Origin of the sequence: Vibrio sp. V39_P1S14PM300 (assembly GCF_009904765.1) — a bacterium.
Classification (GTDB): domain Bacteria; phylum Pseudomonadota; class Gammaproteobacteria; order Enterobacterales; family Vibrionaceae; genus Vibrio; species Vibrio proteolyticus.
Map to the genome: position 1 here is coordinate 1 of NZ_WXWP01000319.1, position 17552 is coordinate 17552.

Sequence of the window (17552 nt, forward strand, 5' to 3'; positions counted from 1 at the left end):
ATCTGATCTTCAACGTCGTGGAAAGCGTCGCTCCGGATATGGAAGCGTTTGATCTGGACAATATCCCGGGCGCCGGTTTGTTCCTGCCGCCGATTCTGACCCAGATACCGATTATGATCGTGCTGTGTGTGAGCTTCTTTGTCGCAACCATCCTGTCATTTTATGTGAGCCAGGGATTGACGTTATTACCGCAAATGATCGGGTTTGGATTTGTCAAGGCGGTGACGATTCCAGTCAACGCTTATCTGGCATTGTTTATTGCGGCCTGGCTACTAAAGCCTCTGGCGCCGTTATTTGATAAAAAGAAAAGTTTTGCCAAAGTTGATTTCATTGGCTTAAAAGGCCGTGTTCACAGCGGTACGGTGAATCAACAGCGTGGTGAAGTCATGGTACACCACAATGGCAGTGAATTCTTACTTGATGCTCGTGCGTCTGAATCTGAGTTATCAATAGAATATGGCGATGAAGTCGTCATCGTATCCCAAGATAAAACAACAAATCACTATATAGTGGCTAAAGATATCCAAGCATAAGGAGTTGGCTATGCAAATTTCTCCAAGCGTAATTTTTATTAGTGCTGGAGTCGGTATTTTTTTACTGATTTTAATTTTTTTGACGTCGAGATATAAGAAAGTTCGAGGTGAAGGTGACGCACTGATCGTCAACGGATTGCACGCCACGCGTGCGTCTCTGACGGGTACCTTTGTCTGGCCGGTGATCAACCAACACGAATACATGGACATTACCCGCAAGAAAATTTCTGTTGTCCGCAGTGGCCGGAAAGATCAGGAAGGGGAAGAGTACGAAGGTCTGCATTGTCGCGACAATATTCGTGCTGACCTGAAAGTGGATTTCTACATTGGTGTGAACCATGAAGAAGAAGACATCATCCGTGTGGCGAAGCTGTTTACGGCTCACGAAGCGTCAAACATCGACCGCCTGAAAGAACACTTCCAGCCTAAGTTCTCTGAAGCGCTGAAAACAGCAGTGAAACAGTTTGAATTTGAAGAGCTGCTGACGAACCGCCGTGCATTCCGTGACGCCGTGGTCGAAGTGATTGGCAGTGAGATGGACGGGTTTAAAATCTACGATGTGGTGATCGACAAAGTCGACCAGACTTCGCTGGATGCGCACAGTGCAGACAACATTCTGGACGTGGAAGGTATCCGTAAAATCTCGATGATTACTGCGCAGAAGAATACTGAAACCAACGCCATCCGTCAGGATGAGCGGACCACGATGAAGAAGAAAAATGTCGAAGCGGAAGCCAACCGACTGCAACTGGACAAACAGGAGCAGGAAAGTGTAGCCCGCACTCGACGTGAAATTGAAATCATCAAAGCGCAAGAAGAAGCGCTGGCGGCAGAAAAACGCGAAGAGTATGAACGCGTTACTCAACTGGCGAAGCTGGAAACCGAAGAAGAAGTGTCGAAACGACGTGAAAGCGTAGAGATGGAAGTCGAAATGACGCGCATCGCGAACCAGCGTCAAGTTGCGATTCAGCAAGAAGAACTGACTCGTTCGGTAGAGACTGAGAAAGTCCGCACCGCCACGGAAGTGGCTGAACGTGAAATGCAAAAAGAAACCACCATTGAAGAATCACTGAAATCGGTGGCAGAAACGCGTTCTCAGCGGGTTGAAATCGAACGTAAGATCGCTCGCGAAGAAGAAGAGACGGAAAACCTGCGTGTGCATGAACAGGTTAACCGTCAAAAGCGTGTGACGCTGACGGAAGCGGAAGCGCTGGCAGAAGCTAAACAGCTTGAGTTGCTGGTGGCGGCCCGTGCCGAGAAAGAAGCGGCGCGTGAAAAAGCCGAGCGTCTGCTGATTGAAAATGACGCTGAACTGAAGATTCGTACCCGTGACGCTGAAAATGCGCTGGCTGTGAAGACACGCGAAGCGGAAGCGGAGCAGATCGTCACAACCAAACGTGCGGAAGCGGATTACGTGTCGAAAGAGCGTGAAGCGGCGGCGAAAGAGCGTATGGCCAAGGCCGAGAAAGAGATGATCAGCTCGACTGGCCTGGCGGAAGTGGAAGTCGAACGTGAACGTGCATTGGCGATTCGTGAAGTGGGTGAAGCCGAGGCGTACACACTGCAAACCGCCGGTGAAGCGGAAGCTCAGGCTCTGCGTGCGAAAGGTTTGGCGGAAGCGGAAGCTCAGACTGCGCGCTTTGAGGCTGCGCAGCAATACGACGAGCACACGCGTGAACACGATAAGTGGGTGATGCAACTGCAACAGGATAAAGAGCTGGAAATCGCGCGTATCGATGCGCAGAAAGCCGTGGTCAGTGAAAATGCGAAAGCCCTGGCACAAGCCCTGGCTCAGGCTGACATCAAACTGTTCGGTGGTGAAGGTATGGAGCAAATTCGCCGTACTATCATGGATGCGGCCGCAGTGGACGCTAAATTTGCCGAATCTAAAGTACTGAATCCACTAGTGTCTGAGTACGTTGATGGTCAGCGCAGCATGCCGCAAGACATCAAAGACATCCTGGAGAACACAGACCTGAAGAGCAGCGACCTGAGTAACGTCGCGCTGGCTGGTTTGTTGAACTCTCAGGGCGGGGCGACGGAGCTGCTGAAGAAAATTCAGGCAACTCTGAACACGTCTGCTGACACCAATCAATAAACTACGTCGATAATCCCACATGATCCCGCCCGATGAGAGGCGGGATCGATTAGGTAATTGCATGTCCGAAACAACTCAACAAGCAGTGAGCGAGGGTGGGGCGTACGAAATACTGAAATCCCGTTTATTTCAGCAAGGTAAACAGCTCAAAACCCTTTCTCAGACTTTCAATCAGAATCGTCAGGCCATTTTTGGCGGCCGTGAGAGCCAACTGGTCGGTAAGGCGAATGTTCAGACGGAAGCGCGCTCGATCCCTATCGATATGGCGCAGGTCAATCAACAACTCCTGTTCGGTTATCAGGTTCACCTTGGCCTCAAAGCGGCGCCTTCGCTACAAGATGTGTTTGGTTTATACCAACTGCATGAACAAGATGGCACGTTCCGCATCGAGCCGTTGCCACTGGAAAACAGCTTCCTGACCGATCCCCGTTTCCTGCACGAATTCACCGAACTTTTTACGTACTACAGCGACGCTAAGCTGACGCAAATCTCGCGTCAGGAAAGCGTGCTCTATATCGTATTTCAGATTGGTATGCGGGTCGAAGACCGCAAGGTGTTCCGTTTCCAGCTCAATGCTAACTCGGTCGAGTATCTGGATGCGTTGGGCAATCAGCACCTTGAAAGTGTGCAGCAGCACGATGTGCAGTGGATCACCACCACACGTGAAGACCATGTTCTGGGAACGCACCCTCATGTGTCGATCCGCGACAAGTTGTTCGTCGAATGTGTCGGAGGTGATCTGACCATCAAGATCGAGGACAACACCGATGATGGCAAAGGCATCTACCGCGAAGAAGTCGAAGATCCACACCAGAGCGTGGCCGATGCCCTGATTGAGTACGCCTTTATCGGCGACCTGATCGCACTTAAAATCAAGCCGAACCGCGAAAAAGATTCACGTTACTTTATCTATAACCCTATCAATCAAACCGTAACCCGGGCGGATGCGCTGCGGCACAGCATCAAAGCGCTGCCGGAAGATCACGGCGTGCTGTTTTCTCATGGTTATGTGTTGGCGAACGGCGAAAGTAAGCTGTTTGACATGCCCTGGCAGCATTTGAAGTTTTTCCAGAAGATCGCCTCGCCTAACGGGGAAGATCTGATCTACTTCTTTTTCAATATGTTGGATGGTCACTACGTTGGCTTCACCTACAACATGATTGAGAAACAATTCGCCGCGCCGCTGGAAAGCCACGGTTTCAGTCTCTACCCGGATGGCCGTATGTTGGTGTTCCAGTTGTCGGAAAACGCAGAAGCGTCCACCATCCATCCCCTGCGTATCTGGGACACCCCGTTCTCGACGCCGGAACATTACGCCGCGCAAAACGCCAGTGCGGATGGTTCCAGCCCGCTGTTTAATCTTGGCAATGCTGAACTGGTGCGCGCACTCTCGTCGGTATTGTCGATTTGCCAGCTCGCGCAGACAGAGGACGTGACCCAGGCCGCTTTTGAAGTCCTGCTGAAAGAGTGTCAGAGCACACTGGATCACTATCACTGGCTCAATCACGGTTACGCCCTGGGTATGGGGGAGGTGATCAACAGTCTGATGGACACAGCAAACAAAATCATTGATGAGTTTGCCAAAGTCCTGCAGATGCAAAAGCACGCGACAGAGAGTTTGGGTGAGCATCAACAAGCTGTCAGAGATCTGATCGCCAAAATTAAGCTGGCACCGAAAGAGCAGGCCAATGTGCTGCTCAGCCTGTTATCCGATGTGAAGGCCCAGGTGGGCATCACCATGGCACTGCGCCAGCAACATTACATGGATGCGGCCAGCGTCGATACGATGCTGGAGACACTGCAAGCGAACCGCGAACAGCTCAATCACCAACTGCTGGCGCTATTGCAGGAAGAAAAAGCGTATCAGCCATTTAAGCAGCAGATTCAGGATATTGAAGCGGCTTTGGTGGGTGTGAGCAAAACAGCTGATATTCAGGAGCTGCAGGCACAGGTCGACACATTGCGTGCAGACCTGCAACTGGTGACGGAAGAGGTCACGGAAATTGAAACCGATGACCCGACTCAGTCAACCCGTATTCTGGATATGACCACCGAAGTGTCATCGCTGCTCAATGCCGTGTCTGCTCGCTTGCGCAATAAGACCCAGAGCCTGCAAAGTCACGAAGCCCAGGCAGAGTTCAGTGCTCAGTTCAAACTGCTGGGTCAGTCGGTCAGCAGCGCGATGGAGCAAGCGGACACACCAGACGAATGTGATACCCAACTGGCGAAACTGGTGGGGCAACTCGATAAGCTGGAATCGCGTTTTGCTGACTTCGATCAGTTTCTGGCGGAAATCTACGCCAAACGGGACGAAATTCAGTCGACACTCGACAACCACAAGCAGCAATTGATCGCCGCGCAGCAGCGCCGGGTACAGAACCTGCTGCAGGCCGCCAACGTTACGATGAGCAGCATCGAAAAGCGGGTATCGCGTTTTGACGAGGTGTCTTCGCTCAACAGTTACTTCGCCACCGATGCCATGGTGTTAAAGCTGCACCAGTTGTCTCAGTCGATTCGTGATCTGGGCGACAGCGTCAAAGCCGACAGCCTGGACGCGCGGATGAAGTCACTGCAGGATCAATCGCTGCGTGCGCTGCGTGACAATCAGGATATTTTCGAAGATGGCGGCAAGGTGCTGCGTCTTGGCCGACACAAATTCAGTGTCAATCAGCAGGCCCTGGATCTCAGTCTGGTGGAGCACAACAAACAGTTGTGCACGCACATTTCCGGGACCGATTTTTATCAGCCGATTGTCGATGACGCGTTTTTGTCTTTACAGCAAATTGCACGCCTGGATGTGTCGTCGGAAAGTGAGTCGGTGTACCGAGGCGAATACCTCGCCTACCTGATGCTAAACAGTGCCATCAATAAGCAGGACGATCTGTCGTTGGAGAGGCTCTATCGAGCCAACCGCGAGAAACAACTGCTGTCACAGGTGCAAAGCTTTGCAGCGCCACGCTACAAAGAAGGCTACGTCAAAGGGATTCACGATCACGATGCGGCTTTGATTCTGCAACGTGTGCTGCCGACGTTTGAGCAAGCCGGGCTGTTGCGGTTTAGTCAGGCCGCTCGCGCCCACGCGTTACTGTGGTTGATGGCCCAAACGCAAGAGGTGCTGGATAGCTGGACTCAGCAGGCTAAAAATGCCCAGATGCTGAAAGAGCACCTCAACTCCTCGCAGGCGTTTGTGCAACTTCAACAAGCGCTGGCAGACACCATATCCGGTCATGCCGCACTTGAGAGCAGCGAGTACCTGATCCGCTTGCTGGCGGTGCCTGATGTGCAAATCGACGTCAGTCAGGATGCGTTTGAACTGTGTGAAGACTATCTGCAATACCGTCGCAGCCTTGGCTGGAATGGCGATGACCATCCGTTGAATGAGGCGTTTGCCGACCACCAGCAATGGCTGGCGGCGTACACCGAACACAAGCAGTATGGGCAAGCTTTTGTGGTGGAAGCCGCAGCGATTGCGGTATGCAAAACCCATTCGCAGCGTCTGCTCAGCAGCGTTGATTTCTCTCTCGCCTGTTCGGTGGACGGCTTGCTGGGTGAGCATGAACGGGTGAAAGAAGGCAAACTGACACTGGTTCTGGATGACTTCATTCAGCGCGGTGAACACCACCGCAGCGTAGTGGTGCCGCAGTTCGACGCTTATTTGAGCCAGCGTACCGCGCTGTTGAATCAGGCAAAAGATCAGTTCCGTCTGAGTGAGTTTAAACCACGCCCGCTGACCTCGTTTGTGCGTAACAAACTGATCAGCGACAGCTACCTGCATCTGATCGGGGATAACTTCGCCAAGCAGATGGGCACGGTGGGTGATAAGAAACGCACAGACTTAATGGGAATGCTGTTACTGATATCGCCGCCGGGTTACGGTAAGACCACATTGATCGAATACGTGGCACACAAACTGGGTTTGGTGTTCATGAAGATCAATGGCCCGTCGATTGGTCATCAGGTCACGTCGTTGGACCCCGCCGATGCACCGGATCAAAACTCTGCGCGTGAAATTGAGAAGATCAATCTGGCGTTTGAAATGGGCAATAACGTCCTGTTGTATCTCGACGATATTCAGCACACCAATCCAGAATTGCTGCAGAAGTTTATCTCGTTGTGTGACGGTACCCGACGGATTGAAGGTACCTGGCAAGGTAAGACCAAAACCTATGACATGCGTGGTAAAAAATTCGCGGTGGTGATGGCGGGTAACCCTTACACCGAAAGCGGTGAAGCGTTCCGTATTCCGGACATGCTGGCGAACCGTGCGGACATTTATAACCTCGGTGACATGTTGTCGGATCAGCAGTACGCGTTCGAACTGAGCTTTATTGAAAACTCGTTGACGTCGAACCCGGTACTGGCACCACTGGCCACCCGTGATCTCAACGATCTGTACCGTTTTGTGCAAATGGCACAGGGCGAGGGTATTGCGCTGAGTGACATGTCGTATTCCTACTCGTCCACCGAAGCCAATGAGATTGTCGCCACGTTACAGAAACTGATGCAGGTGCAGCAAACCGTGCTCAAGGTCAATCAGCAGTACATTCTGTCTGCGGCGACAGCAGATGAATACCGGGTGGAACCACCGTTCAAGTTGCAGGGATCCTACCGCAACATGAATAAGCTGGCTGAGAAGATCTCGTCGGTGATGACCGAAGAGGAGCTCAATACGTTACTGCAGGACCACTACCAGGGCGAAGCGCAGACGTTGGCCAACGGGACGGAAGAGAACCTGCTCAAGCTGGCAGAACTGCGCGGTAACCTGACCCAGGAACAGCAGGCGCGCTGGCAAGAAATTAAACTGGCGTATCAACGCAAACAAATGATGGGCGATGACAGCGACCGTGCAGGTCAGGTCGTGCAGCAACTGGCGATGCTCAACCAGCATGTGGCACGATTTGCTCAGCCAAAACAACGGGAGAAAACACAATGAACCAACAACAATGGCTCGACTGGCTGACGGCGTCGCTGGAAGATGGTCGTCTGGATGATCACGAGCGACGTGAGCTGCAATCGAGTCTGGTTGCCGCCGGTTTGTCTGATGATGATCGTGCTTACCTACGCAATCAAAGCTTTAAACTGGCACAGAAAAGCATTGAAGATGGCATGGATGCGCAAGCGGTGGTGCGCTGGTTGGAGCGAGTGGTGAAAGTGCTCGACAATACTCGCACTGACGAGGCGGCAGAAGTGGCGACCAGTTGGTTTTCTCCGGGCCGTGCATGTGCCGCCGGGATCATTGAGCAATTGCGTCAGGCCCGCAATCGCGTTGACATCTGCGTGTTTACCATTGCGGATGATGAGCTGACCAAGCACATTGTAGCGGCGCACGAACGCGGTGTTAAAGTTCGGGTGATCACGGACAACGACAAAATCAATGATGCGGGCAGTGACATTGACTATCTCGCTCGCAAAGGCATTGATGTCAAGATCGACACCACCTCGTACCACATGCATCATAAGTTTGCTTTGTTTGACGGCGCACGTCTGCTTAACGGCAGTTTTAACTGGACACGCAGTGCATCACGTTACAATCAGGAAGACATCACACTGACGGATGATCGCCGCTTCCTGACCGCGTTTGCACGGCAGTTTGAAGACTTGTGGCAGCGTTTTCCCTGTCACGAGCCAACCTAAGGAGAGCTGGCATGAATACGATAACCAATCCGCAAACTCAGCCAACCGCCCCGACTGAGCCATTGCCGGAAGTGAGCCCTGAAGTGGTGGCTCTGTCTGACAGTTTTGATCCGTTTGATTCGGTGGCGACCATCACCTTTGGTAAGGAAGCGCTGGAGAAGATCACGGCCTTTTCGGACAACGTGTTGGATCAAGTGCGAGTCAGGGATACCGGTGATGCGGGTGAGATCCTCCAGTCGATGGTCGAATCCATGGACAGCGCCGCGTTTGACCAGCTAAATGGGAACAGTTTCCTGGCGAAGCTGCCACTGATCGGTGAGTTGTTTGATTCGTTCAAAAAATTCTCACGCAGTTTTGAATCGGTGAAACAGCAACTGGAGACTTTGTCCCAGCAACTGGAAGCCCAAGAAGTAAAACTGGCACACGACATCACGCAACTGGACGGGTTGTACGACAATAACCTGGAGTTGTTGCGTGGGTTGGAGCAGTTTATTGCGGCCGGAAAATACAAGCTGCAACAGCTCAACACACAGCTCTTGCCGGAACTGTTGACCACGTCTGAACAAAGCGGTGATGCACTGGATGCACAGAAGTATCGTGATGCCACGCAAGCGGTCGCGCGGCTGGAAAAACGGATCCACAATCTGGAGTTGACCCGGCTTGCCGCGGTTCAGACTGCACCTCAGATCCGTCTGTCACAGGAAGGCAATAAGATGTTGATGGAAGATATTCAGGATATCGTTCACAACACTTTCCCGTTGTGGAAACGTCAGTTCCTGATCGCCATTTCCAATTATGAAAAGGAAAAGGCGCTGACGGTAACACGTGCGGTGAAAGACTATACCAACAAGCAATACGTGAAGAATGCCGAACGCTTGAAAGTATTGGAAGAACAGATCGCCGAAAACTACCAGCGCGGTATTCTGGATGTGGAATCACTGCAGGCGGTCAATCAACTGACCATCGAAACGCTCAACAACACCTTGTCCCGAGTTAAAGAGGGGCGGGCGCAAAGGGAAAAAGCCGAGAAAGTGATCGCGCAAGCTGAGCAGGAGCTCAAAGTGGCGCTGCAACAATCTCTGCAACGCTGATCGCCCTCTTATCGGGTGTTCATACAAGCCCGGCTGCCTGTGCAGCCGGGCTTTTTTGTCTTCGTCGCCGGAGCGTGGGAAGGGTTACGAAGACAAAATATCGCAAGAAACGTGGCTTAATGCGTTTATGTACTAGCATAAATGGACAGGACACGCGTTTGCTTAAGGAGAGACCATGCACAAAACCTGGCTTGCAATCACGCTGGCGGCTTTGGTGGCCGGTTGCGCCACCGGTGACACACCCGCGGCGAAAAAGAAAAATGCTCAGAAGGAAACCAATGCCGCGCTACAGGAAATTTACAACGAGCACGCTGGGGCTAAGTCTGCGGTGGCGGGTAGTATGGCGTATCTGGTGTGTACTGGCAGTGACAGCTATCTGCTGGCGGCTGCGTCAGGGGGCGGCGTGTGCACGTATCACAAGGGTGGTGCTATCAGCTATTATCGTTTTGCATCGCTGGGAGCCGGGCTTGGGCTCGGGTTTAAGAAAATTGCGTTTGTTTACGCATTTAATAATCAAGTAGCGATGAAGCGGTTTGAAGAAGAAGGGTGGGACGCCGGAGCTAAAGCAGATGCGACCGCGAAAACCACCGAAGAGGGTGATCAGGCTGCCGCCAATACCTCATATGATGCCAATGGGGTGAAAGTCTTTCAGACGGCCTTGTGGGGGGCAGCCGCTCAGGCGACAGTGCAAGGCTACAAGTTCTGGGAAACCGATTTTACCGATGACGTGATTGAGCATTCCGAGTAATCCGTCTGCCGGCCGCGATTAAGCGGCCGGCCTCCGAATCAACGAAAGCAAACCTGTGCCCAACGAGCCAGCCCTGCCGTGACGGAGCCGAAATAGTTGCCGCTCACCACCGGAATGCCGGGTAGCGTCTGTTGTACGGCTGCTTTCAGAATCGGTGATCGGGCCGAGCCGCCGGTCATGAAGATTACATCCGGTTTAATCCCACCTAAGGTGACCGCCTCACTCACCAGTTCCACCATTTTGCGTTGTGGCGCTGCGATCGCCTCGATCATGGCGTCACGGTGAATCTCGACTTCACACAGATCCGACATTATCTTCAGTTGTGTGGTGATGCTTTGGCGCTCAGACAGCGCAATTTTGGCTTCTTCCGCTTTCTTCACCAGGCTATAGCCCAGGGTATCCTGATACACCGCCATCAGACGGGCAAGTTTTTGTGGCTCCTGTGCGTTTTTGACCAGACGTTGAAGTTCTGCCAAGTTTTCCCGGGCATAAAACTTACTCTGGGCGCTGACGTCATTGATGGCGATCGGGTTCCAGAATTGTGTCAAAGCGATATCCAGCCCGTCATTGGTTTTGCTGCCAAGGCCGAAAGGATGCATCAGTTGTTTAAACGTCAGATGGATATCCAGATCGTTACCGCCTACCCGTTGGCCACTGTGTGCGATCAGACTGTGCTCGCGCTGGGCCTGGCCGCAAAAAGAAGGGCCCATTTGAATCAGCGAGCAGTCGGTGGTGCCGCCGCCAATATCCACCACCAGAACGGTTTTGTCCTGGTGGAGTGTGGCTTCGTATTCCAGACCGGCAGCGACCGGTTCAAACTGAAACTCAACATGACGGAATCCCGCACGTTTCGCGGCTCGGTGGAGAATCCGTTCTGCCTGCTGGTTTGACGCTTCGCCACCGCGCCCGTGGAAGTTGATTGGCCGGCCAATGACGGCATCATCAATACTGTGTTGAGTGTGGTGTTCGGCCTGTGCTTTGATGTTGGCCATCATGGCGCACACCAGATCTTCGAAGAAGCTCAGTTGTACGTCTCGAAGCCCGATTGCGCCCAGAAACGATTTAGGGGATTTAACGTAATAGACTTCTTGCGGGTCGTCGAGATAGCGGGTCAATGCCGCCTGACCGAATACCACATCATCAGGATGGAGCTCGATGTCTTCTTCTTGGTTGGTGGCAATGGCACGGCGCAATAACTGCTCACCTGTGCTATCAGCCGGTGAGATACGGCGATGGCGAAACAGGTGCTCAGACACCGACTCTCGGGTCGGAGCGGCCAGGGTTGACGGAATGTACAAACCTTCTTGTTCCAGCGCAATCAGTTGGGGCTCCTTGCCCACCATCTGGGCTACCGAGCAGTTTGCTGTACCGTAATCAAAACCTATATACATGTGCCACCTCCAACTTATCGCGAAAAAAGGTCGGAGATGCTACCTCAAGCCGGGCCGCTTCTCTAGTTGAATTTTGGCTGTTGCATAGGGTTTCGCCAAAATTGTGAAGCGCCGGCTGAAATGGCCGCTGAGTAAGCGCAAGCTTAGATTTCATCGCTTGCTGACGCAGATTGACTTGCTATACACATTTCTCGTCGCAGCGACTGTTAGGCTGATCACTCACCTGCACAATCTTGCACGATTTGGGAGAACAAACCATGGAAACCATTCTGGTATTTGGCGGGTTGGGCGACCCCAAAAGTTCGGTCATTGCCCTTTATCAACCGCTACTTCGTAAACTGCAACGTCGCTTTCATCTGGTGGCGATAGATCCGGCCGTCAGTCACCCGGACGCACTATTACGACGTCAGCAATACGCGTTTGAGTACGCCGATGCTTATGCTTCGCTGCAAGCCTACAGACAACAACATGCGACAGAATCCGTTGCCGCCAGCTTCCTGCTCACCCCAGTCGCGACCCACCTGCCGTTGATTGAGGATTTGTATCAACACGGACTCTCCTCCAACAGCTTGATTGTGGTGGAAAAACCGTCGTTTTCGCTGCACCAGTGTGAGCGGGGTTTCCACCAACTGATCCCGGCCATGCGTGCGCGGGGCACGCGGTTTTACTTTGTCGATACCGCGCTGGTGGCCCCCTCTCTGGAGGCGTATCTGAAGCGTGACGATGCATTGTCCACCAAACGGCCAAATAAAATCATTGCCGTCGCCAGTGATAACCCTGTTAACAGCGTGCCGGCGTTAGACGCTTTCCGACTGAAGCACAACATTGCGGCGATCAATCAGCGTCGGCTGCTGGAACCGGAGATGGCCGGTGGCGCCGGACTCGGGCTGGACATGGGAGTCCATGCTATCGCGGGTCTGGTGCGTCTGCTGCAATATTCCGCCTGGGAGGTCAGTGGCTTTGATGTGACAGGAGCACAGCTAGAGGCGCTCATGCATGTGGATTTACTGCGTCAGCCTGGTGCGGAAACGTATTTGTATGCACAGGGGACGTTGCAGGCAAAGGAGCACCAAATGGTGTTTGAAGTGCAAGGCGGTAAAGGCAGTGACATCTGGGACCGGCGCCTGGAATTGTATTTTGACGATCAAGTGGTTGTGATTGGCCTGGGCACACTGAAACATGCGCCTTACTTATGGCGCTGGGCAGATGGCCGGGAGGAGTTTCAGCTGTTTGCAGCCCAAACGGCCGGGTATTCTCAGCACGCGATAGATATTCTGGCGGAGTTAGCCGACGTGCCCGATTCAACACGAATACTGACCTGTCTGGAAAGCGAACTGCTGATGGAAAAAACCATGGCGTTTCTTAACCAGATCTATTTGCGGGTCGGAGATTCGCTGCACGAGCGGGAACGCCAGATTCGACACGTCGACAAACACTCTCCCGCGCACTTGTCTGAGCGAGAGTATGAAGTTCGCAGCAGGCTGTACGACTTTGTTAACCGTATCATTCAGCGTGAGTGACAGGCGGATCACATCCGCTGAGCGTGGCTCTGGTGTTTCAGAGGCGGGCTGTCCAAGATAAGTGCACTCACAACAGAAGCTGGTTCAGTCGGTTGCGCGCCAGCATCCCCAACTCGTTCTGGTTGGGTATGGCGACCAGGCCGGGTGTCAGTTTCTGCAGGCTATCGGTTTTCAGTTGTTGTCTGACTTGGCCGTTTGGCAAAAAACCGAACACGTGATCTGATAAGGTGGCCCCGGTGGCGGAGCGCGTGCGGGGTGACACATTTTGACTGAACGTCACATTATGTAGGCCTTGTCGCCGAACTGTCATATTTCTAACCACATGAAATACATGGCTATTTTCTATTTCCAACCGCGATTCTGCTTCACTTTCCTACCGCTCTTACTCTCTTTTGTACAAAATGTGACCATGTCTGACAAGGGGAAACTTTCACCACCACAATTGATGATAACTCTCACAATATCAAACGGATATTGAGGCATTCAGCGGTTCTTCTCTTACAGTTTTTGATGGCTTTTTTAGCACACGGGTGTGCTTAGCAGCCTTTATTTTTTTGTTTTTTAATTGAAGGGAAGAATATGAAATTCAAAAAGAGTTTATCTGCCGGGCTCCTTTTGTTCGGAGGTCTGAGCGGTGTGACGCCATCCGTCGCTGCGGAGGTGCCACGAACCGCATTTGTCCATTTATTCGAATGGAGTTGGCCGGATATTGCCACCGAATGCGAAACCTTTCTTGGCCCTAAGGGGTTCTCTGCGGTTCAGGTGTCTCCGCCGCAAAAAAGCGTCAACAATGCTGCCTGGTGGGCGCGCTACCAACCTGTTAGTTACTCTTTTGAAGGGCGCAGTGGAACCCGGGCTCAATTTGCGGATATGGTCCAGCGTTGTAAAGCGGTGGGGGTCGATATTTATCTGGATGCGGTGATCAACCATATGGCAGCACAAGATCGCTATTTTCCAGAAGTGCCTTACAGCAGTAATGATTTTCACAGTTGCACGGGCGATATCGATTATTCCAACCGCTGGTCGATTCAAAATTGCGATCTGGTTGGGCTGAACGATCTCAAAACCGAGTCAGAATACGTTCGGCAGAAAATTGCAGACTATATGAACGATGCGCTCAGTCTGGGCGTGGCGGGGTTTCGGATTGATGCCGCCAAGCATATCCCGGCCGGCGACATCGCGGCGATCAAGAGCAAGCTCAACGGCAGCCCGTATATCTATCAGGAGGTTATCGGGGCGGCAGGGGAGCCGGTACAAACCAGCGAGTACACGTATATCGGAGACGTGACGGAATTTAACTTCGCCCGGACCATCGGGCCTAAATTTAAGCAAGGTGGCATTAAAGACCTGCAGGGGATTGGTTCGTGGAGCGGCTGGCTGAGCAGCGACGATGCGGTGACCTTTGTGACCAACCATGACGAAGAACGCCATAATCCTGGCCAGGTTCTCAGCCATCAGGACTTTGGCAATCTGTATTTCCTCGGTAACGTGTTTACTCTGGCGTATCCTTACGGCTACCCAAAAGTGATGTCGGGGTACTACTTCAGTAATTTTGATGCCGGGCCACCATCGACAGGGGTACATTCTGGTAATGCGTGTGGCTTTGATGGCGGTGATTGGGTCTGCGAACACAAATGGCGTGGTGTAGCCAACATGGTGGCGTTTCGCAACCACACAGCAGCCCAGTGGCAGGTCACTGACTGGTGGGACGATGGTTACAATCAGGTGGCGTTTGGTCGTGGCGGGCTGGGCTTTGTGGTGATCAATCGAGATGACAATAAAGGCATCAATCAGAGTTTCCAAACGGGAATGCCCGCTGGTGAGTATTGTGACATCATTGCCGGCGATTTCGACACCCAGAGCGGTCATTGCAGCGCTACGACGATCACCGTCGACAGTCAGGGGTATGCACATTTTACTGTCGGTAGTCATCAGGCCGCTGCGATTCACATTGGCGCGAAACTCGGCTCCGTGTGCCAGGACTGTGGCGGCACGGCCGCAGAGACAAAAGTCTGCTTTGACAATGCACAAAACTTTAGCCAACCGTATTTGCATTACTGGAATGTCAATGCGGATCAGGCCGTAGCGAATGCAACCTGGCCGGGCGTCGCGATGACGGCTGAAAATGGCGGTTACTGCTACGATTTTGGTGTCGGTCTCAATTCACTTCAGGTAATTTTCAGCGATAACGGCGCCAGCCAAACCGCTGATCTGACCGCCAGCAGTCCGACGTTGTGTTACCAGAACGGAACGTGGCGTGACAGTGACTTCTGTCAGAGTAGCAATGTGGGCAACGAGAGTTGGTATTTCCGTGGAACCTCAAACGGTTGGGGCGTGAGCGCACTCACTTATGAGGCTGCGACAGGCCTGTACACTACGGTGCAGAGCTTTAACGGGGAGGAGTCGCCCGCACGCTTTAAAATTGATGATGGCAACTGGAGTGAGTCGTATCCAAGTGCTGATTATCAAGTCGGTGATTATGCCACCTACACGATCACGTTTGACAGCCAGACGAAGGCCATCACCGTGACTTCGCAGTAACGTCAAAGCGGCACGGTGATGAGCTGTGCCGCTTTCTGGCTAATCGTTGTCGCGGTGGATCTCGCAAGGTGTTGAGAGCGTCACAATGTTTAAAACACAGATGCGATGAATGGATTAAGTTGGTTCATTGGGCACCATCCGATAAGCCAGTCGCAGTGGGTTGGATTCGGTATGAGATGAGTAGCCACAAGTACCGACCTGATAAGTCTTGAAACTGCCGTAATATTGAACGGTGGTGCTGGCATGGCCCATCGTATCTTTAAACCCGCCCCAGGTGCTCATCGGGGCCGTAAATCCGTACGCTTCGGTCTGAAACCAAGTGCCGCCGTTACGGGTACCAAACAGCAAATTTCCCCACCGGTTTGGGAACAGAATTTCAAATTGTTCATCGGTACTGTTGTGAGAAGACATACCGGTGCGTGATCCGCCGTCGAGATCTCCATTGTTCAGCAACGCCAGCCAATATTGGTAGAACATTTTATTGTCCGCTACTTCGACCTGGCCACCCTTAAACACGCAAGCACCGCCCTCGTTGTACATTGAAGCTCGGCTATACAACAAACGGATATCGTTAATGACCTGCAAAAACTTTTTTTGGCCGGCCTGAAAATGAGCTTGATCGCGCAGGAGTAACTGATAGATAGAATACGCAGAGTGTCCAAGCGTGGCACAGCCATAATCTGCCTGGCGTTCCAGCGCGTCGGCAACGGAGAGTCTCAGCATGATCGGTTCCTTTTGTTCTGAGGATAAAAGAAAGTTAGGTGAAATGACGGATAAGACAAATATATCTGAGTGACTGGTGCGGAGCAGGAGAGGGGGATGGGGGCAACAAAAAAGCTCCCGAAGGAGCTTTGTCTGGTTAGTCTATCAGGCTGAACAGTAAGGCAGAAATGGCCAGAGCGCCGGCCAGCAGAATAAAGTACGTACTCAGTCGGCCACGGTATGCTTTGAGCGAATCCACTTTATAGACCGCGATCATTGGCATGATGAACAGAATCATGGCGATGACCGGGCCAGACAGTGCTTCCATCATGCCCAGAATGCTCGGATTCATGACAGCCGCAAACCAGATCGCAAAGAACATCGCTACCACGCCCAGTTTGTCGGCTTGTGAGTAGCTCAGGTCGCTGTGTTTAGTCACCAAGCCATTCAGACTCTCACGTGCGCCGAGGAAGTGGCCAAGGAACGAGGAAGTAATGGCGATGAATGCGACCAGCGGGCCCAAAGTGGCAATAAACGGGTTGTGAGTGACATTGGCCAGATAAGACAGTACAGAGACGTTTTGCTGTTTAGCTTCAGCGAGTTGCTGCGGAGAAAGCGTCAACACGCAAGAGAAGACAAACAGCAGCACAAAGGCAATCAGCATAATGCTGGTACGCTTTAAAATCTGCTCGGATTTGACCGTTGCCTGATCATCATAGTGGCGACGTTGTACGCCGACAAAACTGGAAATGGCTGCCGCGTGACTGAACGAAAAAATGACGACGGGGACGGCAAGCCACAGTGTTTGACTGAAGTTGGCGATGTTTGGCATATCCAGTGACGGCATTTGCCAGTTTGGGATAAGGTACAGAGACAAAAAGCCAAGAATCGCAACCAGTGGGTATACCATTGCGGCGAATGCGCGAAGCATCAATTTCTCGCCACCCATCATGATCGCAATCATGGTGAACACCAGCACACCAGACAAGAGCACACGCGGTGGTGACGCCATGCCAGCCTGATTAATCAGAAAACTTTCGACGGTATTGGTCAGTCCGACGCCATAAATCAACAGAATCGGAAAAATAGACAGAAAATACAACAGGGAAATCAGGCGTCCAGCCTGAGCGCCGAAGTGTTCTTCCACCACGTCAGTAAAATCCGATTGCTTATTTTGCGAAGAAAGCACAAATCTTGCTAGCCCCCGGTGGGCCAGAAATGTCATCGGGAATGCCAGGACGGCCATGATCATTAACGGCCAGAACCCACCAATACCGAGATTGATTGGAAGAAA

12 protein-coding genes are annotated in these 17552 nt (G+C 52.3%); 8 read left to right on the forward strand and 4 right to left on the reverse strand.

Translation table 11 applies throughout. The features are described 5' to 3' along the window. From CAG65_RS16235 to CAG65_RS16260, 6 genes are all read left to right on the forward strand, one after another. A partial coding sequence (locus CAG65_RS16235) for a DUF1449 domain-containing protein (RefSeq protein ID WP_161454307.1) occupies nt 1–533 on the forward strand: 533 nt, incomplete at its 5' end. A 10-nt stretch (nt 534–543) separates the two neighbouring features. Then, nucleotides 544–2631 carry a hypothetical protein gene (locus tag CAG65_RS16240; RefSeq protein WP_021707462.1) on the forward strand — a complete coding sequence of 696 codons (2088 nt, stop codon included), beginning with the start codon at nt 544–546 and terminating at the stop codon, nt 2629–2631. Nucleotides 2632–2692: 61 nt separating this feature from the next. Then, nucleotides 2693–7564, forward strand: coding sequence for a DNA repair ATPase (locus CAG65_RS16245; RefSeq protein WP_161454308.1), 4872 nt, complete (start codon nt 2693–2695; stop codon nt 7562–7564). After that, complete coding sequence (locus CAG65_RS16250; protein WP_021707464.1) at nt 7561–8265, forward strand: phospholipase D-like domain-containing protein; 705 nt, start codon at nt 7561–7563, stop codon at nt 8263–8265. The genes CAG65_RS16245 and CAG65_RS16250 overlap by 4 nt, the downstream gene beginning before the upstream one ends. Nucleotides 8266–8276: 11 nt before the next feature. Then, nucleotides 8277–9356: a toxic anion resistance protein gene (locus tag CAG65_RS16255; protein WP_161454309.1), complete on the forward strand. Its 1080-nt coding sequence runs from the start codon at nt 8277–8279 to the stop codon at nt 9354–9356. A 175-nt stretch (nt 9357–9531) separates the two neighbouring features. Further along, entirely contained in the window at nt 9532–10104 is a 573-nt protein-coding gene (locus tag CAG65_RS16260; RefSeq protein WP_021706307.1) for a hypothetical protein, read from the forward strand. A gap of 38 nt (nt 10105–10142) precedes the next feature. Here CAG65_RS16260 and yegD read toward each other — a convergent pair whose 3' ends face one another. Beyond that, nucleotides 10143–11495, reverse strand: coding sequence for a molecular chaperone (gene yegD, locus CAG65_RS16265; RefSeq protein ID WP_161454310.1), 1353 nt, complete (start codon nt 11493–11495; stop codon nt 10143–10145). A gap of 257 nt (nt 11496–11752) precedes the next feature. Between yegD and CAG65_RS16270 the strand changes: the two genes are divergently transcribed. Further along, a complete protein-coding gene (locus CAG65_RS16270; protein WP_161454311.1) occupies nt 11753–13015 on the forward strand; it encodes a hypothetical protein in 1263 nt (420 codons plus the stop codon). 67 nt (nt 13016–13082) lie between these two features. Here the strand turns inward: CAG65_RS16270 and CAG65_RS16275 are convergent, their stop codons facing one another. Continuing rightward, entirely contained in the window at nt 13083–13295 is a 213-nt protein-coding gene (locus CAG65_RS16275) for a hypothetical protein (protein ID WP_021706304.1), read from the reverse strand. A 299-nt stretch (nt 13296–13594) separates the two neighbouring features. Between CAG65_RS16275 and CAG65_RS16280 the strand changes: the two genes are divergently transcribed. Next, nucleotides 13595–15556: a starch-binding protein gene (locus tag CAG65_RS16280; protein ID WP_161447335.1), complete on the forward strand. Its 1962-nt coding sequence runs from the start codon at nt 13595–13597 to the stop codon at nt 15554–15556. A gap of 114 nt (nt 15557–15670) precedes the next feature. On the opposite strand, the gene CAG65_RS16285 is transcribed toward CAG65_RS16280, so the two are convergent. Beyond that, a complete protein-coding gene (locus tag CAG65_RS16285) occupies nt 15671–16279 on the reverse strand; it encodes a hypothetical protein (protein WP_237668840.1) in 609 nt (202 codons plus the stop codon). A gap of 136 nt (nt 16280–16415) precedes the next feature. Continuing rightward, a partial coding sequence (locus CAG65_RS16290) for an HAAAP family serine/threonine permease (RefSeq protein ID WP_161454312.1) occupies nt 16416–17552 on the reverse strand: 1137 nt, incomplete at its 5' end.

What these genes read in the sequence shown, in the direction of transcription:
- CAG65_RS16240 (WP_021707462.1), top strand. Translation starts at nt 544, where the DNA reads ATGCAAATTTCTCCAAGCGTAATTTTTATTAGTGCTGGAGTCGGTATT.
- CAG65_RS16245 (WP_161454308.1), top strand. Translation starts at nt 2,693, where the DNA reads ATGTCCGAAACAACTCAACAAGCAGTGAGCGAGGGTGGGGCGTACGAA.
- CAG65_RS16250 (WP_021707464.1), top strand. Translation starts at nt 7,561, where the DNA reads ATGAACCAACAACAATGGCTCGACTGGCTGACGGCGTCGCTGGAAGAT.
- CAG65_RS16255 (WP_161454309.1), top strand. Translation starts at nt 8,277, where the DNA reads ATGAATACGATAACCAATCCGCAAACTCAGCCAACCGCCCCGACTGAG.
- CAG65_RS16260 (WP_021706307.1), top strand. Translation starts at nt 9,532, where the DNA reads ATGCACAAAACCTGGCTTGCAATCACGCTGGCGGCTTTGGTGGCCGGT.
- yegD (WP_161454310.1), bottom strand. Translation starts at nt 11,495, where the DNA reads ATGTATATAGGTTTTGATTACGGTACAGCAAACTGCTCGGTAGCCCAG.
- CAG65_RS16270 (WP_161454311.1), top strand. Translation starts at nt 11,753, where the DNA reads ATGGAAACCATTCTGGTATTTGGCGGGTTGGGCGACCCCAAAAGTTCG.
- CAG65_RS16280 (WP_161447335.1), top strand. Translation starts at nt 13,595, where the DNA reads ATGAAATTCAAAAAGAGTTTATCTGCCGGGCTCCTTTTGTTCGGAGGT.
- CAG65_RS16285 (WP_237668840.1), bottom strand. Translation starts at nt 16,279, where the DNA reads ATGCTGAGACTCTCCGTTGCCGACGCGCTGGAACGCCAGGCAGATTAT.